Source organism: Pseudoalteromonas arabiensis, assembly GCF_001550155.1.
GTDB classification, from domain to species: Bacteria; Pseudomonadota; Gammaproteobacteria; order Enterobacterales; family Alteromonadaceae; genus Pseudoalteromonas; species Pseudoalteromonas arabiensis.
The window spans coordinates 34,883-56,288 of record NZ_LRUF01000011.1 but is presented as its reverse complement, the minus strand read 5'-3'; the positions used below and the strand labels follow the sequence as shown (position 1 = coordinate 56,288).

At 41.4% G+C, this 21,406-nt stretch carries 18 protein-coding genes; 11 read left to right on the top strand and 7 right to left on the bottom strand.

Going from position 1 to position 21,406, the window contains the following annotated elements:
- Nucleotides 1-54 precede the first annotated feature (54 nt).
- Entirely contained in the window at nucleotides 55-774 is a 720-nt protein-coding gene (ompR, locus tag PAARA_RS06840) for an osmolarity response regulator transcription factor OmpR (RefSeq protein ID WP_062568318.1), read from the top strand.
- Nucleotides 775-779: 5 nt separating this feature from the next.
- Nucleotides 780-2,075 (top strand): two-component system sensor histidine kinase EnvZ, encoded by a 1,296-nt coding sequence (envZ, locus tag PAARA_RS06835; RefSeq protein ID WP_062568317.1) that lies wholly within the window; start codon nucleotides 780-782, stop codon nucleotides 2,073-2,075.
- Nucleotides 2,076-2,143: 68 nt separating this feature from the next.
- Here the strand turns inward: envZ and PAARA_RS06830 are convergent, their stop codons facing one another.
- Complete coding sequence (locus PAARA_RS06830) at nucleotides 2,144-4,186, bottom strand: glycoside hydrolase family 97 protein (protein WP_062568316.1); 2,043 nt, start codon at nucleotides 4,184-4,186, stop codon at nucleotides 2,144-2,146.
- A 146-nt stretch (nucleotides 4,187-4,332) separates the two neighbouring features.
- On the opposite strand from PAARA_RS06830, the gene PAARA_RS06825 reads away from it, so the two are divergent.
- The 3 genes from PAARA_RS06825 (at nucleotide 4,333) to PAARA_RS06815 (ending at nucleotide 7,839) form a co-directional block, all read left to right on the top strand.
- The gene (locus PAARA_RS06825) at nucleotides 4,333-4,947 is read left to right on the top strand and encodes a methylamine utilization protein (RefSeq protein WP_062568315.1); all 615 of its coding nucleotides are present in this window, start codon (nucleotides 4,333-4,335) and stop codon (nucleotides 4,945-4,947) included.
- The gene (locus PAARA_RS06820; protein ID WP_062568314.1) at nucleotides 4,934-6,163 is read left to right on the top strand and encodes a hypothetical protein; all 1,230 of its coding nucleotides are present in this window, start codon (nucleotides 4,934-4,936) and stop codon (nucleotides 6,161-6,163) included. Before PAARA_RS06825 ends, PAARA_RS06820 begins: the two co-directional genes overlap by 14 nt.
- Before the next feature lie 74 nt (nucleotides 6,164-6,237).
- The gene (locus PAARA_RS06815; protein ID WP_062568313.1) at nucleotides 6,238-7,839 is read left to right on the top strand and encodes a methyl-accepting chemotaxis protein; all 1,602 of its coding nucleotides are present in this window, start codon (nucleotides 6,238-6,240) and stop codon (nucleotides 7,837-7,839) included.
- A gap of 52 nt (nucleotides 7,840-7,891) precedes the next feature.
- Here the strand turns inward: PAARA_RS06815 and speE are convergent, their stop codons facing one another.
- From speE to PAARA_RS06785, 6 genes are all read right to left on the bottom strand, one after another.
- Nucleotides 7,892-8,755, bottom strand: coding sequence for a polyamine aminopropyltransferase (speE, locus tag PAARA_RS06810; protein WP_062568312.1), 864 nt, complete (start codon nucleotides 8,753-8,755; stop codon nucleotides 7,892-7,894).
- 237 nt (nucleotides 8,756-8,992) lie between these two features.
- Nucleotides 8,993-10,048 carry a porin gene (locus PAARA_RS06805; RefSeq protein WP_062568311.1) on the bottom strand — a complete coding sequence of 352 codons (1,056 nt, stop codon included), beginning with the start codon at nucleotides 10,046-10,048 and terminating at the stop codon, nucleotides 8,993-8,995.
- 90 nt (nucleotides 10,049-10,138) lie between these two features.
- Nucleotides 10,139-10,927, bottom strand: coding sequence for an SH3 domain-containing protein (locus PAARA_RS06800; RefSeq protein ID WP_062568310.1), 789 nt, complete (start codon nucleotides 10,925-10,927; stop codon nucleotides 10,139-10,141).
- Between the two features lie 14 nt (nucleotides 10,928-10,941).
- A complete protein-coding gene (locus PAARA_RS06795) occupies nucleotides 10,942-12,309 on the bottom strand; it encodes an ATP-binding protein (RefSeq protein ID WP_062568309.1) in 1,368 nt (455 codons plus the stop codon).
- Complete coding sequence (locus tag PAARA_RS06790) at nucleotides 12,296-12,958, bottom strand: response regulator transcription factor (RefSeq protein WP_062568308.1); 663 nt, start codon at nucleotides 12,956-12,958, stop codon at nucleotides 12,296-12,298. Before PAARA_RS06790 ends, PAARA_RS06795 begins: the two co-directional genes overlap by 14 nt.
- Before the next feature lie 11 nt (nucleotides 12,959-12,969).
- Nucleotides 12,970-13,368: a hypothetical protein gene (locus PAARA_RS06785; protein ID WP_062568307.1), complete on the bottom strand. Its 399-nt coding sequence runs from the start codon at nucleotides 13,366-13,368 to the stop codon at nucleotides 12,970-12,972.
- Between the two features lie 261 nt (nucleotides 13,369-13,629).
- On the opposite strand from PAARA_RS06785, the gene PAARA_RS06780 reads away from it, so the two are divergent.
- The 6 genes from PAARA_RS06780 (at nucleotide 13,630) to PAARA_RS06755 (ending at nucleotide 21,400) form a co-directional block, all read left to right on the top strand.
- Nucleotides 13,630-14,694 carry a P-loop NTPase family protein gene (locus PAARA_RS06780; RefSeq protein ID WP_237114556.1) on the top strand — a complete coding sequence of 355 codons (1,065 nt, stop codon included), beginning with the start codon at nucleotides 13,630-13,632 and terminating at the stop codon, nucleotides 14,692-14,694.
- Nucleotide 14,695: 1 nt separating this feature from the next.
- The gene (locus PAARA_RS06775; RefSeq protein WP_083515277.1) at nucleotides 14,696-16,252 is read left to right on the top strand and encodes an ATP-binding cassette domain-containing protein; all 1,557 of its coding nucleotides are present in this window, start codon (nucleotides 14,696-14,698) and stop codon (nucleotides 16,250-16,252) included.
- Nucleotides 16,253-16,431: 179 nt separating this feature from the next.
- Complete coding sequence (speA, locus tag PAARA_RS06770) at nucleotides 16,432-18,312, top strand: biosynthetic arginine decarboxylase (protein WP_062568305.1); 1,881 nt, start codon at nucleotides 16,432-16,434, stop codon at nucleotides 18,310-18,312.
- Between the two features lie 21 nt (nucleotides 18,313-18,333).
- Nucleotides 18,334-19,215, top strand: a complete 882-nt coding sequence (locus PAARA_RS06765) for an acyltransferase (RefSeq protein WP_062568304.1) — start codon at nucleotides 18,334-18,336, stop codon at nucleotides 19,213-19,215.
- Nucleotides 19,216-19,241: 26 nt separating this feature from the next.
- Nucleotides 19,242-20,165, top strand: a complete 924-nt coding sequence (locus PAARA_RS06760) for an acetyltransferase (RefSeq protein WP_062568303.1) — start codon at nucleotides 19,242-19,244, stop codon at nucleotides 20,163-20,165.
- A complete protein-coding gene (locus PAARA_RS06755) occupies nucleotides 20,162-21,400 on the top strand; it encodes a mechanosensitive ion channel family protein (protein WP_062568302.1) in 1,239 nt (412 codons plus the stop codon). Before PAARA_RS06760 ends, PAARA_RS06755 begins: the two co-directional genes overlap by 4 nt.
- The last annotated feature ends 6 nt before the right edge of the window (nucleotides 21,401-21,406 follow it).

The window sequence follows — 21,406 nt, the reverse complement described above, 5'->3', positions numbered from 1 at the left end:
CTTAAGTTTTTCATTTATATTAACAAGTAACATATTACAAAAAGAATGAAAGTTATGGGACACGAAACGACAAAGGTATTGGTAGTTGATGACGATATGCGTTTGCGTAGTTTGCTTGAACGTTACTTGGTAGAACAAGGGTTTATTGTTCGTACAGCGGCAAACTCTGAACAGATGGATCGCTTAATCGAGCGTGAAAATTTTCATCTAATGGTGCTTGATCTTATGCTACCTGGAGAAGACGGTTTGTCGATTTGTCGTCGCTTACGTCAAAAAGAAAATGATATACCGATTGTTATGTTAACAGCAAAAGGTGATGAGGTAGACCGTATTATCGGTTTAGAACTTGGCGCTGATGATTATATTCCAAAACCATTTAACCCCCGTGAACTGTTAGCACGTATTAAAGCCATTTTACGTCGTCGAGCAAAGGAAGTACCTGGTGCGCCAGCAGCAGAAGAAAACGAAATATCATTTGGCGAATTTACGCTTAACCTTGCTACTCGAGAAATGTCGCATGGCGATAAAACGATGTCGTTGACCAGTGGTGAGTTTGCGGTATTAAAAGCATTAGTGACTCATCCACGTGAGCCACTTAGTCGCGATAAACTGATGAATCTAGCCCGTGGCCGTGATTACAGCGCACTTGAACGTAGTATCGATGTGCAGGTGTCGCGCTTGCGACGTATGATTGAAGTGGATGCCGCTAATCCTCGTTATATCCAAACAGTATGGGGCTTAGGCTACGTATTTGTGCCAGATGGTGAAAAGTAACAGTTATGGGGATGTTTCCACGTAGTGCTTTTGGACAAACCGTATTTTTGGTTGCTGCACTGCTTTTAATCAATCAAATAGTGTCCTATATAACGGTTAGTTTTTATGTGGTTAAACCCACCATAGAGCAAGTTAATCTGATCCTCTCGAAACAAGTTAAAACGGTGTTTATTGAGTGGGAAGAAGGCGTTGAAGTAAGTAAAGAAGCGTCCGAAAAATTTTTTGAAATCACTGGCATTGAAGTCATGACGCAGCGCCAAGCTATGCGTGAAGGTCTGGCGGAAACACGAGAATATTCAATGCTTTCACGTAGCATGTCGGAGCAACTTAACGGTTCTGCGCGAGTGCGTATAAGCCAAACAGATCCACTTGTATACTGGGTTGAAGCACCACAAGCCCCAGGTTATTGGGTGCGAGTGCCATTGACTGGGTTACAAGAGAATAACCTTGAATTCCTCACTTTTTATTTATCTAGTATCGGCTTTTTAAGCGTATTAGGTGGTTGGTTGTTTGCGCGCCATCTAAACCGACCATTAAAAGCGCTACAGCAGGCGGCAGTTAAAGTAGGTGTTGGGGACTTCTCAACAAAACTTGAAGAGCAAGGCTCAACTGAAGTGATAGAAGTAACCCGTGCGTTTAATCAAATGTCGCGTGGTATTGCGGCATTAGAAAACGATCGTCGTTTACTTATGGCAGGGGTTTCCCATGACTTACGTACACCACTTACACGTATTCGTTTAGCAACAGAAATGATGTCTGACGACGAAGATTATCTGCGTGAAGGAATTATTCATGATATTGAGGATATGAATGCGATTATCGATCAATTTATTGAATACTTGCGTCATCACAAGCGCGAAGAGCTTGCTCTTGAAGATCTTAATGCCATCGTCAATGAAGTCGTTGAGGCCGAGCAAAAGCATCATCGGCAAATTAGTTTTAAAGAAAACCCCAGCATTAGTAACGTACCTGTCAGTACGGTAGCTATAAAGCGTGTTGTGACCAATATGATTGAAAATGCCATTCGTTACTCTGACGGTGATATTGAAGTGGAAACGCGCATGAGCAGTAATAAAAAGTTTGCCATGGTGGTTGTAAATGACCAAGGGCCAGGTATTCCTGAAAGTGAACTTGAAACTGTCTTTGAGCCGTTCAAACAAGGTGATGCCGCTCGCGGTAGTGAAGGGAGCGGTTTAGGTCTAGCGATTATCAAGCGTATTGTTGATATGCACGGCGGGCGAGTGCAGCTACTTAATCGCCCAGAAGGTGGCCTTAGCGCACAGATCTATTTGCCACTGTAGATAGTAACTTAGAGAAAAACGCGGCATTTATATGCCGCGTTTTTTTAGGTTTTTTTAAACTCGTCGCCTTACAGTGCTTTAAATCGAATCGCTGTGCCACCGCTGGTGGCAAGCTTTATCGTTAGCTTATCACCAGCAGTCACTATGCGTTTTTCTACTGTTAAGTCATAAGGGTTATTTATCCACTGTGCTTTATCACCGTCACGGTAGATTTGTGCTTCAAACTTTTTACCTTTATCTAAGAAGTCTAACTTCACTTCTAAAGTGCGGGCGTTTTCATCTGTTACAGCACCTAAATACCAGTCGTTACCTGAGTATTGATCACGCTTGCGCTCTTTACGTGCAAACACAACGTAATCGCCCACTTCACCTTGTAGAGCAATACTTTGTTGCCAATCGGTTGGTACATCTTGAATAAATTGGAATGCATCTGGTTTCGCTAAGTAGTTACGTGGCAAATCTGCGGCCATTTGAATTGGGCTATACATCACAACATACAAGGCTAATTGTTTTGCGAGCGTCGTTTGTGGACGGTTGGTATCGGCACCTAAACCGTTAAAGCCCATGTCAAAAATACCTGGTGTAAAGTCCATTGGGCCTGCCAGCATGCGAGTGAAAGCAAGCATAGGAATGTGTTCTGGTGGGTTTGGAGGGGTTCCCCATGCATTAAACTCTTGTCCGCGCGCCCCTTCGCGGGTTATCCAGTTCGGGTATGTACGACGCAGACCGGTATCTTTGATTGGTTCGTGAGTATTAATGCTAATTTTATGTTTTGCAGCCAGTTTTACGTTATATAAGTATTCGTTTACCATGAACTGACCATCGTGCCATTCTTTACGCACAATACCGTTTTCATCAATACGTTTGATATTGCCGCCGTCAGCGACGTAACCTGTTTTTACTTGACTCACATTTGATTTTTCGTACAGTGCAAACGCATCTTCCATTTGATTGCGGTAGTTAGTTACGTTACCTGATGTTTCGTGGTGACCGATTAATTGCACGCCTTTTTCTTTGCCGTAGTGGGTTAACTGTTCAATATCGAAGTCATCATAAGGCTGTGTGAAGCTAAATACATCACCGTTATAAAACCAGTCACCATCCCAGCCAGTATTCCAGCCTTCGACGAGTACGCCATCGAAGCCATACTTAGCCGCAAAGTCCATATAGTATTTAGTGTTTGCGGTTGTAGCACCATGAATTTTACCACTACCCCACGTATTTTCATTGATATGCATACCCCACCAAATACCGACGTATTTGCCGGGTTTAACCCACGATACATCACCGAGTTTATTTGGTTCGTTTAGATTTAAGATAATATCGGAGTTAATTAAATCAACAGCTTCATCACCAATTTGAATGGTACGCCAAGGAGTATTGAATGCGCCGTGCTTTTTAACTGCTACGCCATCAGACCAAGGTGTTAAATCGGCTTGAAAAGTACCGTCACGGCGTTGATTTAGAACCATGCCCGCATAGTCAACAAGGGCAGCTTCGTGAATACTAATATGGATGCCATCTTTGTTTTTTAAGGTAAATGGTGTGTGTACCAGCGCCGCTTGATGTAATGGCGTGGTGTTATAAACATATTCATAGCGGTTCCAACCGCGTGCAGGTATCCACCAAGCCGTTGCGTGTGATGAGTCTGTAATTGCAAACTCCGTAAGCTCTTTGGTGATTTCTATATCTTCAAAGCCTGCTTGCTTTGGTAATTCGTATCGAAAGCCAATACCATCATTAAAAGCACGGAAACGTACTGTAAAAGTGCCACCTTGCGGCTGAGGTTTTTTAAACGTAACAGCCACTTCGTTATGGTTATCAACCACAGTTTGGCGTTCACCCCAAGGTTGCTCCCAGCTGCTTTTTACAGAATCGGTAGTTTGACTACTAATTTTGTAACCTTCGCTCATTGCTGGCTGTTTTTTAAAAACAAGACCTAACGCAGAGTTAGCAATGATTTGTTTACCTGCAAAGCTGATTTCGTAGCTAGGTGTGTGTTGTTCATCTGAGATAGTTACTTTGATCTGCCCATCAGGTGAACTGACGGTTGTGGTTTGTGCTAGGCAAGTACCTGAAAAGGCTGCTAACATTAAGGCAGTTAATCGCATTGTTGTTCCTTGGCGGCTTATGGTTATGGATTGTTGTCACAATAAGCATAAATTGACTTGCGTGTTAATACGAGGTATCTGCATACGTATTCAGCAAAGTACGCACTGATTTTAAAAAGCCAAGCATATGAAAAGGTTCATCAAAAATGATAAGAATAATCCTGTTATTACTTACCTTTAGTCCAACACTGATGGCACAGAAAATTCAAGTTGTTGACCAAAACAGTCAGCCTGTTGCTAATGCTGTTGTTTGGTTGAAAGGCCACTCGCAAAGTCCATCAACGGAAGCTAGTTACACCATGAGCCAAGAAAATAGAGCTTTTTCTCCTCATGTATTAGTGGTGCCTAAAGGGGCGAATGTTGAATTTCCGAACTTAGATTCTATCATGCACCATGTGTATTCATTTTCTAAAGCAAAACACTTCGAATTAAAACTTTACCGAGATAAACCTGAAAAGCCGGTTCGTTTTGAGCAGACTGGGGTTGTTGAACTCGGGTGTAATATTCATGACTGGATGCTGGGTTATATTGTTGTGGTTGATAGTCCATCATTTGCACAAACTGATGAACAAGGTTTTGTTGATTTAGATCTCCCTGAAGGGACGTTTGAGTTAGCGATATGGCATGATCGATTGTCTGACATTAGCGAACCAGAAATCACTTCGTTTAATAGCAAAAACAGTGTGTTACGTTATCAATTGAAGCAGGCGCTTTTACCAGCACTTGAATTAAGCAGTGACGAGTTCGATGACTATGAATAAGTGGCAAGTAGTACTGTGCTCTGTGCTTTTTGGTTTACCTAGCTCTGTACTTGCAGAGCATGAAGGATTAATCGCAATATCCGCACTAACAGGCGATCAATTAGCCAGCTACCAGCGTACCGGTATTGGTTTATATCGCTACGATAATGACCATGATGGTACTCGTCTTTCTCAAGCGATGCTCAGCAGTCGCTTAGAGTTAGATAGAGATTGGTCTATGCACTCCACTGTTAATGTTCATGCTGACCCTTCTACGACAATCGGTTTTAGTCAAGCTTATCTGCAATACCAGCCGTTGACAGAAAGTCGTTATAAGTTAGCTATTAAAGCCGGTGGCTTTTATCCGAAAATGTCGCTTGAGAATCCGCAAAGTGGCTGGATGTCACCTTATAACTACACCAACTCAGCCATTAATAGTTGGTTAGGAGAAGAAATACGTACTTTTGGTGTTGAAGCAAGTATAAAGCGCCCAGGTCGACAATTTCGTAGTGAGCATAGTTTTGAGGGTGTTGCAGCGGTCTTTAAAGGTAACGATCCTGCTGGAACGCTGTTGTCTTGGCGTGGTTTTGCACTTCATGATAGGCAAACAACATTTAATGAACGTATCGATTTTTCTGTGCCGGCATCTTTTTCTCATTCACAGCTTACCAAGCAGGCCGACTATGTGCAGCCCTTCGAAGAAGTCGATGGTCGGTTTGGTTACTATGTTGGCGCACATTGGGATTATCAAAAACGTTCACAATTTCGTATTTACTACTATGATAATAATGGTGATCCGAGCGCAATAAATACGCGTACTGGTCAGTATGCTTGGGATACGCGCTTTTTGAGTGCGGCCTGGTTGTACAAGTTTACCAAGCAGACGCGCATTATTATGCAGCTCCTAGATGGTAAGACTGCAATGGGTAAAAATCGAGGAGTAAACAACAGTTTTTACAGTCATTTTGTTATGTTAAGCCACAAGTTAGACCAGCATCGTCTCACAATTAGGTATGATTACTTTAAGGTTAGTGATCATGATGATTGGATGTTTGATCCTAACCAAAGCCGAGGAGATGCTTTAACCGCTAGTTGGCGGTATCAATTGTCAACACAGTGGCAAGTGGGTGCTGAATATTCAGTACTGAGCAGTGACGCTCAAAATAGACCAAGTATGGGATTTAATGAGCGCAATTCACAACAACAGTTAATGCTATCTGCACATTGGCGCTTTTAACCTCATACACTTTTTTAGTTTTTCTACTAACATTCTAATAAACGTGCTAATTAGAATTTGAATTAGGATAATGTATGAATTTACAAAGCATTCGCGTCAAAAGTTCACTGCCTATCGTTTTACTCGCAATTGCTATCGTAATCTTGATAGCAGGTTACACCTACTTAATAAACATACAAAGAGTGGCAATAGACGCCCAGTCAGAGCGGTTTGTAAATGCCGTATCGGTAGTCGTAAATGCAGACAGAGACTTATATCAAGCAAAAGTGGCAGAGTTGCATCTTGTTACTCAAATGAAAGGTGATAAAGAGCAACTAACAGATCACCAAGAAAATGCCGAGCAAGTTAAAGAACGTTTTAAACAATATCTATCTTATATGTCGCCATACTCTGAGATTACGAGTCAATTCCCTAACTTTGATAGCGCATTTGATGCATGGTACACAGCATCAACAAGTTACATAAATAACCCTGCTGATGCTTCGCAAAGACAAGCTGCAGAGCAATCCTTTTCGGCACTACGTGATATTTTAGATAAAGCCGGTGAAGCAGCGGATAAAACATCACAAGCTGAAACCGAGAAGCTGATGAGCAAAGTGATCAATTTTAAAGTGATGTTAATGATCATGATCGCCGTCGTATTAGCCATTGCAGGTTGGTTTAGTTATTTTGTACCGCGTCAATTAACTAGACAAATTAACTATGTCACTGAGCGCATTAATGAAATCGCTTCTGGAGATGGTGATTTAACGGGGCGAATTAACGTAAAAACACAAGATGAATTTGCTGATCTTGCGACTGCTTTCAACCGCTTTTTGGATAATTTACAGCAGTTGATTAAAGATATTTTAGAACAAGCAAAAGAGTTAAATGCATTAGGTAACGATTTAGGCAGTTTTGCCAATCAAAACCACCAAGTAAATCAAAAGCTCAGCCAAGCATCTGAGTCAATTGTCAGCGCGGTACATGAAATGAGTGTCGCTAGCCGTGAAGTGGCAAATGTAGCGCAAAACTCATCCCATGAGGCTGATAACTCGCAACAGCTTGCTAAGCAGGGTTTGTCGGCAGTAGATAACTCAAGTAGAAAAATTACCGCGCTATCCGAAAATATGGAGCATGCAAGTCAACGTTCTACTGAATTACAGCAAAGCTCTGATAATATTGCCAAAGTACTTGAAGTTATACGTGCCATTGCTGAGCAAACAAATTTACTCGCTTTGAACGCAGCCATTGAGGCTGCGCGAGCAGGCGAACAAGGACGAGGGTTTGCTGTTGTAGCAGATGAAGTACGTACTCTTGCAACGCGAACGCAAGACAGCACAAATGACATACAAACAATGGTTGAGCAGTTTGCGGAAAGTGTTGAACAATCACTACAGGCTATCAATAGTGGTAAGCGTTATGCTGATGAAGCGGTTGAGTCATTCGCGCAAACAAATGATGTATTAAACTTGATGCAAGAATCGTCAGTGAAAGTAAACGACATGGCAATGCAGACGGCGCAAGCAACTGAAGAGCAAACCGCTGTGGCTGATGAAATAAGCCAAAACTTGTCAGACTTAAACGATCAAACTCAGCAAGGCGGAGGCTTGGCAAGCTCGACTCAAGAGGTGGCTAATCGTATGAGCCAATTAACTAATGAGCTTAATCATTTAGTTAATCGGTTTAAGGTTTAAAACTAATTGATAACAAAAAGGGCTCAATGAGCCCTTTTTTAGTTTAGTAAAACTACTTTTTCTCAAAAGCGCGTTTCATATAATTTGGTGTGGCTAATGCGCCGTGGTGAATACCTGCATTATAGTATTCTGTACTTTGCGAAAGTGTATCAGCATCATCTTCACGAAAACCATTGAAGGCTTCTGATTTACGTGCAAGGGTTACTGACCATAGGCCACTTGGGTAGATTGGTTGTGGAAAAGGCAGAGTTTGTAGATCAACAAAGCCCACTTCTGTCATCGCGTCGCGCATTTCTACTAACAGTGGCATGTGCATAAGCGGTGATTCACTTTGTTGAATTAAGATACCACCAGGGCGAAGTGCCGTTAAACAGCTAGTATAAAAAGCATGGTTAAATAAACCTTCACCCGGACCAACAGGGTCTGTACCGTCTACAATCACAACATCGATTGACTCAGGTGCTGCTTCACGCATGTATTTGATACCGTCGTCAAACATCACAGTGGCGCGTGGATCTTGGTTTGATTCACATAATTCTGGGAAATATTTTAGTGACATTTGTGTCACGACTTCATCAATATCAATTTGCGTCACGCTTTCAACACCTGGGTGCTTTAATACTTCGCGCAATGTTCCGCAGTCGCCACCACCAATGATAACTACATTTTTAGGAGCGGGGTGTGCAAGCAATGCTGGATGACTGATCATTTCGTGATAGAAAAAGTTTTCACGGCTACTTACCATAGTGCAGCCATCAATAATCATAAGATTACCAAAGTCAGTCGTTTCATACATTTCTACTTTTTGAAATGGTGACTGCTGTTCATCAAGCTTTTTGTTTATGCGAAGTGAAAAGGCACTACCATCACGGTCACTAATTTCAGTGAACCAGTTGTTTTGATCTAAATTAGCCATCTTGCTTATACACTTTTGGTTAATGGTAAAAAAGGGGTGCAATTCTGCCAGTGCTTGGCCAATTGCTCAATCAAATTTTAATCAGTATAGCGAAAATTTTTCTTCACCTTGTAGTTGGCACCTTTTTAACCGTGATAAAGGTGGTGTCGTTTTATCGAGATAAACAATTAATAATTATTTAAAACAATAAACTACAGGCATTACAAAAATAAACCATTATCCAAATAGTAAGACTAATTAAAATTTAATATTAATGCCAAGAGCCACATTAATATCATCAGCCTTATCAGCATCGAAATAACGTTTTCGAATTTCTACATAAGCGTGTTTTTGCGATGCAAATCGATAGTCGTTACCAATGACAAGGGCGCGTTGCTTCGCTCCTTTTATGTCATTAGCGCCATAAGCATACTCTAGACTGCCATAGATTCGATGCTGGTCAAATAAACGATAACGAGCGCCAAGTGCGTAGTGTCGAGATTCTGCTGTTTTAGATTTTTGTAAATCTTTGAGTGAGTGTGTTGCGCCATAAATAGAAACTTGCAAATTTGAGCTTGCTTGCCATTTAGCAGAAGCGATGTGGGTATGATACTTGGCTTGTTCGTAATAGCTGGCTTGATAACCAGCTTCAAGCTCGATATTTTTGAGACCTGTGTAATGAATACCTAGTCCAACCCCGTAATCTAGCTTAGTATCTTTGACTCTCAATCGCTTGCTACCAATTCTCAACTGCGGTCTATTTTCCAGCGTGCGGCTGAAGTTGTATTGACCTGAAAGGCGAAACTCATCAAAGCGAGTGTGATATTGCATAGTATGAGAAGGGCGCTTGGTGTTTAACTCGTCTTTTGTTAAATGAACCGATGCGCCCACACGGTGGCTACGGTCAAAATTGTCGTAGTTTTTTACAATCGCATTTTGTTGCCCATACTGCAGTTTCCCCCATTGGGTGCGTACACCTAAATAGGCTTGCCGAGTTTTAAAAAAGGGCGTGTCATCAGTATTAGCATTGGTTCCTAATTCATAACGACCGTAGATCTTGCTTTGGGCAACAGGGTAATTGAATTTAATTCCTGCTTTACTGGCATTATCTTTTAATTGCCACTGTTGAGAAGAACGGTTTGACCGTTCATGTGTTTTTTCTTGCTTATTGCTATAAGTCGCGGCAATTTTTAAATTAGCGTAAGGTGAAATATCAAGCTCATTTATTAAGTCTTTTAATTGTATGTCACTGCTGCTGACCTGTGCACTTGTGAGTAGTAGGGTAACAGGAAAGATAGTGTATGAATATCGCATGTTTTGTCTCTTATTAATTCAATAAGAGACATGGTAAAAAACCTCTCCTGACAAGATGCTTAGAGGCCTTGTAAGGTGAGTGTCAGGTTATTAATTGGCTGTGGTTGCGCTATCATGGTGTGGATCAATGAACCAAACATCAGGTGTTTTTTGGCATAAATTGATAGTGCGCTGCTGTTGTATCGCTTGGCGCTTAAATTGTAATTTAACAATGCGACACTGTGCTAAGCCAAAAATGTGGTGAATAGGTAATACATAGCCATCGCGGGTTAGGTCGTTATCATATGTTACTTTAAGCTCATACGGACGGCTGTTTAGAAAATCGCGTTTTTTGATGGTATTTTCAAAATCGGCATACTTTGCATAGCCAATGAGCTGGTTATCTCGCTCAATTAATGCCCATTCTTCATTAAGCTCTAAGGCTAGCACTTTTACTAATTCATTCTTGGCAATTTGACCCATTGGTACTGAATCAGACGATGGCGCCTGAAAAAGAGATATTTTATTTTTGCTAATCACCGGTATATCAAGAAACATGAGTTCAAAATTGGTTTTTATATTTTCTTGACCAACACGTTGTAGCTGAAAGGCTTGTAAAGTGGTGTCGTCGATGCTTGCCGTCCAGCGAGTTTTAGTCACTGAGTCTTGATTAACTATTTTACTGTGTGTGGGTTTTTTTAGGCTATGAGCCAACTCACGAAACAGGTGCTGACGACCTTGATCACTTAAAAACAGATCAAGCTCTTCGTTGATCGCCAATGCTGCTAAGGCATGCTGTTTTTTCAGTTGTGTTTCAATTGCCCCAGGATCTTTAACTAATTCAGTGAGCTGGCATCCAGTTAGGGTAAATAAAGCAATTGATAAGATTAATTGTTTCATAAGAACTCCGAGTGTCAATCCATGATTATTTGCGTGCCAGGTAGTAGCAAAGTGATAGCTAAACCTGTTTTTGAAAGTGTACTGTCATGCAAGGAAATAGTGCCGCCATACAGTAGAACAATATCTTGAACTATATTGAGGCCTAAGCCACTGCCTTGTGTTGTTTCATCTAAGCGCTTGCCAGGAGCAAACACAGTTTGGCGTTCAGTGATTGGAATACCTGGGCCGTCATCTTCTATGCATATTTCTATGCCACGCTCAACATGTGTTGCTTTAATAAATACACGTTGTGTGGCCCATTTACAGGCATTATCGATTAGGTTCCCTAAGACCTCATCAAGATCATGATTATCGCCATTAAATTGCAGATGAGGGTGGCAAGAGAAATTTATTTTCAAGCCTTTTTGCTTATATAAAAGCTCAAGGCTAAAAATCAGCTCACTGAGTGTGTCTGCGACATTGGTTCTTGCTGCCAGTTTTTCAAATGAGCCCGCCAAACGAGCGCGTGCCAAGTGGCTATGAGTGCTTTGACTTAGCTTTTCAGCTTGTTCGAGAATGATTTTTGCGTCGCTTTGAGGTAACTGATTTGCATGATTCTTCAACACTGAAATTGGATTTTTCAAAGCATGAGCGAGATTTGATGCTTGCAAACGAGCTCGTTCTAATATTTCTTTATTGTTTTGTAGCAAATGATTAAGTTCAGTTTGTACTTCATCAAGCTCATTCGGAAGAGATAAAGTCAAGGAGTCTTGCTGCCCATCACGAATGGCGCGAATTCCTCGTTGTAACTCTTTTATCGGATGAAGCATTTTTTTTAGTTGCCAGAGTAAAAGGCTGGCAAATACTAAGCCTAAAAGTGCAAACGCGACGATTAAGCGAGTTGCGAAAGCAATCACATCACTATGAATATCATCTTTTGGACCGCTGACAATGATGAATACCGTTTGATCGATAGCTTGAAAATGAACACGACGAATGGCTCCTCGTAAGGCTAGGCCTGTTGGTCCTTCAAATTCAATAAAAGTTAGCTGCGGGTTGTTATGCTCAGTAATTAAAGGGTACGGGGCATCGGCATATAAAGAAGCTGATTGCTGTTTTACCTCACCTTGATGAATGACTTGCCAATACCAGCCTGAAAAAGGTTCTTGAAATCGCGCTGCTGCAGAGATGTGATCTAGCTGTAACTCCCCTGATGACGTGAACTGTGTGGCAGCCAATAACGAGTTTGATTTATTTGTTAGCGTTCGATCAAATCGTCGCTCGATGTATGAGTCGAAAAGCATGACTAGTGCCACCGATAACACACTCAGCGCAATTATCATGAAAATGATCATGCGCTGTATTAAACGACCGCGTAACGAGTAAGTTTTATTCGTCGGCATTGAGAAGATATCCTTGTCCGCGTCGGGTTTGAATATGCGTGGTGCCTAGCTTTTTACGTACACGGTTGACCAAAACTTCAATAACATTTGAGTTATGTTCAAAGTCCATTTGATATAAATGCTCTGTCAGTGTTGCTTTGGAGACAACCTGATTCTGTCTATTCATTAAGTAGGCGAGCAAACGATATTCTAATGCGCTTAGATCAAGATGAGTTCCTGCTAGTGTCGCACGTTGAGTTGCGGTATCTAACTGCAAAGAACCGGCACTTAAAACGCTGCTAGCGTGGCCATTGCTGCGCCTAACAAGGGCTTCTACGCGTGCCAGTAATTCTTCCATTTCAAATGGTTTGATTAAGTAATCATCTGCGCCAGCTCTTAATCCTGTTACCCGCTCACGCCATGTGTCACGGGCGGTTAAGATAATCACGGGCATTTTATTACCATTTCTTCGCCAATCAGATAAGACACTTAAGCCATCACGTTTTGGCAAGCCAATATCTAAAATAGCGATATCATATTCTTCCGTATCACCTATAAACCACGCTTCTTCGCCATCGTGACATTGATCGACTGCAAATCCATGTTCAGTTAATGCGTGACTAATTTGCTCGGCAGCTTGAGTATTATCTTCAACGACTAACGCGCGCATATTGCTTCCTTTTATGGTTGTTCCTTGCTGATACTCTTATCACCAACCAGTTTATCTAATTCTTGAAAAACACGATTGATGGGATCCCATTGCTTTTTACTATCATCTAAAATCAACTCAAAGGTGTCGGTTTGGTAATAACGATGACTGACATCACCACTACGATTAACAATTTTGACCTTAAAGACTTGTTGACAGTCGAGTTGCTGCACATTTGATTTCAAAAGAGTCTCCCCATTTAATAAGTCTTCAGCTTTGAACTTTTTAATAAAGCGATAAAAAACTTTCGCTGAGGGAGTGTTGCTTTGAACTGTGCACTGCTCATCTTGACCATAAGCGAACCCTGTCAGCAAAAATAAAACGATTGCTAAAGGGATAAAATGGCATTGTTTATTGTTGGATAACGACATAGCCCGCCTAAAAAAGAAGATAGCAACAAAGGAGTATACTTAGCCTTAGCTTACAACAACCTTACAGTCACCACTTAGGTTTACTAATTTATTATTTTAATAAAAAATAAATAGTTAGTTATTTGATTTGTAATGTCTTTTTTGAATATTACAGCAAGCTTACTGGTTATATAACATAGCTGTCAGGGTGATGCTTTTAAGATGCACTCATTGATTGGCAATGAGGCCAATTATAGTCACTTAATGTATAGGAATTATATTATGTCAGCATCATCTTACACTATGTCACAGCGCCTTCAGTCTGCAAAGCGTGCTTTTGTAACGCGCCGAGTAGACAGCAATGATTTGCAGGGATTAAACACAAACCAGTCACCTAAAAGTGGTGACCTTGTATTAGCAAGAGTGACAGAGATTGGTCACCATACAAAAATAGAACGAATTGATGGTCGTAAAGCAACTTTATATGAAGGTGATGAGATTATTCTCGCTTTTGGCAATCGTTATGCTCCAGATCAATTTGAAGCGACCGTACCCAATAACTTAGATGCTTGTCATATGGTTGCTGCTGGTGGTATTGCTGGTTTAGCGCTTGGTTGGCACAGTCGCATTTCAGTACCCACTGCTATTCAACCAATAGGATTAATCACCAATAAACATGATCAGGTTATAAATGTCGCTGATTATAAACTGCCCAGCCATCAATATGGGCTCGTAGCCAATAGCGTGCCAAGCGTGGTGGTGGTTGGAACTTCGATGAATGCGGGTAAAACAACCACAGCGGCCCATTTAATTCATGGTTTAAATGCTGCTGGTCACACTGTGGGGGCAATGAAAATTACAGGCACTGGAGCAGGTGGTGATCTTTGGCTAATGAAGGATTCAGGTGCTGCGCACGTACTTGACTTTACTGATGCAGGTTATCCAACAAGTTTTAATATTGGTAATGAACAAGCGAAGCAAATTTATCCTGTTCTAGCGGCAGAACTAATACGCAAGGGTTGCACTGCAATTGTGATTGAAGTGGCGGATGGTATCTATCAACAAGAAACAAATGCGATTCTAGAAAGTCCTGACTTTAAACAACATTTTCCAAATGTTTTATTTACTGCACGCGAAGCTATGGGTGCACAAAGTGGTGCCAGTTGGCTGGTGAACCAGGGATACAATGTGCAGGGAATTGGTGGACGTATCTGTGCTTCTCCATTAGCCACACGTGAGGCGGCAAATGCATTAGGGATGACGGTGTATGATTTAGCTGATTTACGCGACCCTACAACAGCTTGTTATATTTTAGGAACTGACGCTTACACATCAGGTACAGCCTAGTATGAACAGTGGATTTCCTACATTTTTGTCGGGGATTGGGCCGTTGCGGCTTATATCCCTCACTCTATTAGCATTGCTAAGTGTGGGAGCGAGTAGCTACAAGTTAATTTGGTTTTCAAATGCTTGGCAAAGCGAGGTGTTCTCGCTAACCATAGCACTTTTGGGGGGCGTTTTAGTTAATCTTGTAGCCAGATTTTGCCTCAGTGTTCTTGCCGAGCAAAATGGACAGAAACTCGTTTTAGCATATCGTAATGCGCTTTTTCAGCGGATGTTGAGTGCAGATATAGAACATGGGCCCAACCGTATTGGCGTGGCTATGAACCGCTTAATTAGTGACGCTAATGGTGTTGCTCATTTTGCAGGACGAGGCTTAGCTTACGGACAAATGGGAGGAATAGGGCTAATCGTTTTTGGCTGGCTGCTGTTTATGCAGAATCAAAAACTGGCTTTTAGTGTACTACTTGCTGTGATTATAGTGTTTGCTTTTATTGCGTCCATTACGCTGTGGGCTTTGCGGTTCGCGGGTAATATTCGTACTAGTCGTGGTCGTTTAAGTGGGCATTTGAGCGAGCGTTGCTTTGGTTATCTCAATGTTGCTCGGATGAGGAATCAAGGTAAAGAAGTGAAGCGTATTGATCGTCGAGGACGTGATTTAGCATGGCAGCTTGTGTACTGGCGAGGAGGTATTTTAATATGCCGAAGCTTAGCACCACTCACCGTTACCACTTTAATCGTACTGAACTCAAAAGATATGAACATAATGGCGTGGTCGAGTTTAGTGCGCGTACTTATTTTATCTCTATGTTTATTGAGTATCGATTATTTAATTAGAAGCTGGGCCGATTGGGTTAACTTTTATGTTGCTCGAAAGCGTTTAAAATTAGCTCATGATCGCTGCACGCTAACAACAAAGCGTGCGGAGCATCGTTTAAAGCGTTTTCAACGTTATGATTTAAAACTACGTCAGTTACGTATTTTGAGTGCAATGCCAGAGTGTAATGCTGAGATTGCTGCTGGCGAGCGTATTTTAATTTGCGGGCACGTCGGTAAGTCAATGCTATGTCGCGCTCTTGCGCAACAACGAGAACCTGTCTCTGGGATTTTAGTGTTAGGTCGAAGACGGTTTGAAAACCTAGACTTTAGACGCTTACAGCAGTTGATAGTTGTTATTGATGAATTTTCTCAGCTTTTTAAGGGATCAATTTACAGCAATATTTTATATGGCACCGGAAAAAAGCGCAGTGCAGAGGTTGAAACATTCATTACAAAATTAGGATTTAATGAATCTTTACTAGACAGCCAAGTTGCTGAGCTTGGACGCGGTTGTCCACAAAGCTTAGTCGCCAGAATTTTATTAGCGAGAGCACTACTTATACAACCTGCGGTATTGGTAATCGATTTGCCGGTGTTTATTGCTCACCCTGAGATCAGGCAGTTACTGAAAGATGTTGCTGAGCAACATTCTTTCACGCTTTTACTCGTAAGTGAGCCAGAGCTGGCACCCATAGCCTATACAGGCGTTTTGAATGTAGATAAAGGCCAGCTCACGGCGCCCTAATATTATTCATTCTACAGCTGATAGGTTTATTACTTTCGGAATTTTATAAGGGGGACTTAGATAATAAACATCATTTAATTTGGCTTGTCTTTGGTTTAATCAGTATTTTTTGTTAGCGTGGTGGCGGGTAGCGTATTAAAATATGCGTTTATATTAAAGAAACTACAGAAGACAATGCCATGACTTGGGGTTTAGATAAAGCACGCAACACGTATAATGTCGCTCATTGGAGTGACGGCTATTTTGACATTAATGCGCAAGGAGAGCTGGTTGCTTACCCTGATGGCGATCAAGCTAAGGCGGCAATTTCCCTATCTGAACTGACTGAACAATTTAAAAAGCAAGGTCTAACATTACCTGTTCTAGTGCGTTTTACCGATATTCTGCAAAATCGTGTTGGCACTTTAACGAGTGCATTTACCAAAGCACGTAATGCACGAGATTATCAAGGTAGTTATACTTGTGTATACCCAATTAAAGTAAACCAACAGCGCTCTGTGGTAACTAAACTTCTGGCTCATCCAAGCGGCTTGGTTGGTTTAGAAGCAGGTTCTAAACCTGAATTAATGGCGATTTTGGGTGTTGCGCAAAACCCCATTACCATTGTTTGTAATGGTTACAAAGACAGTGAGTTTTTGCGCCTAGCCTGCATAGGTCAAGCGCTTGGTCATAAAGTTCACATTGTTGTTGAGAAGCTTTCTGAGTTAACAACGCTATTAACTGAAATTGATGATTTAGGTATTGAACCCTCAATTGGTATTCGTATCCGCTTAAACTCCGTGGGTAAAGGAAAGTGGCAAAACACAGGTGGTGAAAAAGGTAAGTTCGGCTTAACGGCGGGACAGGTGCTTTCGGCTGTTGAGTTATTAAAGTCACATAATAAATTACACCTGATGCAGCTAGTGCACTTTCATATCGGTTCACAAATTGCCAATATCCGTGACATTCATAGAGCGTTACGCGAATGTGCCCGCCACTTTGCTGAGCTAACACAACTCGGTGTGCCTCTTAATACCGTTGATGTTGGTGGAGGACTCGGTGTTGACTATGAAGGCTCTGGTTCACGTAGCGCATGTTCAATGAATTATAGTGTTGAAGAGTATGCACGTAATGTTGTGAATGCGTTTGCTGAAGTATGCCAGCAGCATGACTTAAAACATCCAGCTATTATAACAGAGTCGGGTCGTGCGTTAACTGCGCACCACGCGGTATTGATTACTGACGTGATTGACGTTGAGCGTGCGCCTAATCATGCTAACCCTGCGCCTCCAGAAACAAATAGTGTGTTAGTGCTTGAAGATATGTGGCAATGCTTACAGCGTTTAACACCCCGTATGGCCTTAGAAATCTATCATGATGCTATGCATTTATTTAGTGAAGCTCACGACCAATATGTGCACGGCTTACTGAGCATGCTTGAATGGGCTAAGCTAGAGCAGCTTTATTTTACTATTTTACACCGTGTTCGTGCTTCGCTTAGCGAAAATGCACGTGCGCATCGTGAGGTGCTCGATGATCTCAATGAAAAGTTGGCTGATAAACTGTTTGTTAACTTTTCATTGTTTCAATCATTGCCAGACGTGTGGGGGATTCAACAGTTATTCCCCGTCATGCCTGTTGAAAATTTACATCAGCCATTAACACAACGCGCCATTATTCAAGATATTACCTGTGATTCTGATGGGCAAATCCGTAATTATGTTGAAGGCACGGGAATTGAGAGCAGCCTACCTATCCCTGAATATAAACCTGGGCAGCAGTATCATATTGCGATGTTCTTAGTGGGGGCATATCAAGAAATTTTAGGTGATTTACACAACTTGTTTGGTGATACTGACTCAGTTCATGTGGAACTTACTGACAGCGGCTACCAGCTAACGAATGCAATAAAAGGTGATAGTGTTAAGGACGTATTAAAGTTTGTTGATTATGATAGCGAAATTCTTGCTGAAAACTTCGCAAAAAGGGTCAGTGAACTGGCAATTGATGAGCAATATAAGGCACAATATTTGTCCGAGCTAAATGCCGGCCTTGCAGGCTACACGTATTTTGAAGATTAAGCGTTAAAGGAATAAGTTGTAATGTCCGTTATTCGTTGTGTGTTAAGTATTTTCTTTTATACCATCAATACACTTTTTTGGTTTGTGCCGATTTTTATTTGTGGTCTGATTAAGTTGATTCCAATCAAGCCATTGCAAAAACTAATGAGCTGGCTTGCCAAGCAGTGTGCGACAGTTTGGGTTTCTGGTAACAGTGTTAATCAAAATATATTTGCCCCTTACAAGCTTAACGTTACAGGGCTTGAGCAATTACAAGCAAAAGACTGGTATTTAGTGATTGCAAACCATCAAAGCTGGGTTGATATTTTGGTGATGCAACGCATTTTTAATCGACGTATTCCATTTTTAAATTTTTTCTTAAAAAAAGAATTAATTTATGTGCCTTTTTTAGGACTGTCTTGGTGGGCACTCGATTTTCCATTTATGACCCGTACCAGTAAAAGTCAATTGAAGAAAAACCCCAAGTTACGTGGTAAAGACCTAGAAACAACACGTAAAGCCTGTGAAAAGTTTAAAGAGATGCCAGTAAGCGTGGTTAATTTTGTTGAAGGAACACGGTTTACGGCAGAAAAACATCAACGTCAAAATAGCCCGTTTGAGTATTTACTAAAGCCTAAAGCAGGTGGTGTAGCGTTTGTTATGCAAGCGATGGGGGAGCAAATCTCAAAAGTGGTCAATGTCACCATACATTACCCCGGTGGGATCCCGAGCTTTGTTGATTTTGCGAGCGGTCGCGTAAAATGCATTGATGTCCGTGTTGAAGTGATGGATGTAAGCCCTAACTTAATTGGTGATTACACTAACGATGCAGACTTTAGGGTGAACTTTCAGGCTGAATTGAACCAAATCTGGTTGCAGAAAAATCAGCAATTAGCGCAATTTGAATCGCAAGTAAAATCATAGTTACTTGCGCCATTGAGAGCACACATATGTTAAAAAAATTTTTACCTAATTGGCTAACAGGGCTACTTGTCAGTATTGTGCTGTTTGCCAATGTCATTTTATGGGGCACGCTTGTGCTGCTATTAGGTGTGCTCAAATTGGTTTTACCGTTTAAGGTGGTTAGCCATACTTTGCATTTAGCTTATAAAGGCTGGTGTAATGGTAACCGTCTTGCACTATGGCTTGGGTGCCCCAGTATAGAAGTTAATATTCAAGGCTCATTAAATCGTAAAGGTTGGTACTTACTTATCTCAAACCATATGAGCTGGCTTGATATTGTTGTATTGAGTGCGATTGATGCACTGCCAGCACCTAAATTTTTTCTAAAAGATGAATTAAAGTACGTGCCTTTCATCGGCACGGGGGCATGGGCCATGGGCATGCCATTTATGAAGCGTGTAAGTAAGTCGCAGCTGGCTAAAAACCCTAAACTCAAAGGTCTTGACGTTGAAAGAACCAAGCGCAGCTGTCGAGATTTTAGAAATCACCCAACAACCATTATTAACTTTGTCGAAGGCACGCGTTTTACCACTCAAAAGCACCATAGACAAAATAGTCCCTTTACCCATTTACTCAAACCAAAAGCTGGCGGAATTGCTTTTGCCCTTGAAGTATTGGGAGAGCAATTTGATGCACTTTTGAATACATCGATTATTTATCAAGGAGAGGGAGAACATATCTGCCGCAATTTAATTTGTGGTCGTCTTGATGCGATAAAAGTGGATATGCAAGTGCAAGCAATTGCTGCACAGATGATTGGGGACTATCAGCATGACCGTGACTTTAGAACCTCTTTTCAGCAGCATATTAACGATTTATGGTTGCAAAAAGATGCTCAGCTAATAAGTTATCATCAAACGCAACAAGACAACTATATGGCAACGATGAATGAGGAAGTTGAAACACCATGAAGCAAACTAACCTGCAAAAATTAGTCATGCCTTGGTTTGAAAATATGCCTGATGCACAGCTGCTTAGCGCACTTACGGCAACGGCTATTGGCATTTGTGCATTACTGTTTGTGTATGTTTTTACACGCAAACTTATGCTTCCTGGTATTCAAAAAGCAGTGACGCGTTTATCGCCTGAGCGTATTGGCGCCCTAGCTCCTTTGTTGACTAAGCTTAATGGCCGTTTTGCCGGTACGTTATGTTGTGTATTATTTTTAGCTACGTTTGACAATGTATACCCTGTTACTGATGTTGCAGCCCTTATACTTAAAACGATAGGGCAAGTAGTGCTAATCATCTATGGCGGCTTCATCATAAGCAGTATTGTTAGTGTTGCTGGTGGTATTTACAACCAGCTTGATTTCGCAAGAGAAGTGCCGATTCAAGGTCTTATTCAAGTGGTAAAACTTATCACGTTTATGATCTGTGCAATCTTAATTGTCAGTATTTTACTTGAAAAGTCACCGACCTATATTTTGTCTGGCTTTGGTGCGATAGCTGCGGTGACCTTGTTAGTATTTAAAGATACGATTTTAGGTTTTGTTGCCAGTATTCAAATTGCAGCTAATCGGTTAGTTACTTATGGTGATTGGATTCAAGTTGACAGTTATGGTGCGGATGGAGAAGTCATTGATCTAGGCTTAAATACGGTGAAAGTTCGTAACTGGGATAACACAATTACAACGATCCCGACTTACATGCTTGTTGCTGGCTCATTCAAAAACTGGCGAGGAATGCAGGAGTCTGGTGGGCGTCGCATCAAACGTTCTTTGAACATTGATATGAATAGTATTCGCTTAGTTGATGAAGCATTTCGCGAGCAAATCGACAGTGCGATTCCATTGCATGATTATATTCGTGTTTCTAGTTTACCTGAGCCTGTTACAAATCTTGGTTTGTTTCGTCGTTATGCTGAAGGCTATTTAAAACAGCATGAAAAGATAAACCGTGATCTCACGTTGATGGTGCGTGAGTTACAACCGCTCAACCATGGATTACCGATTGAATTTTATTGCTTTAGTGAAGATAAACGTTGGATTTCTTATGAGCATCTACAAGCTGAAATTATGGACCATTTGCTAGCAGTGATTCCGATTTTTGGACTGCGCCCATACCAAAGTGTCACGGGACAATTTAGCGCTAATGATCAGAGCGGTATTAAACCGAGCATTAAGGTAAATAGCTCGGCGAGTTAATAATAG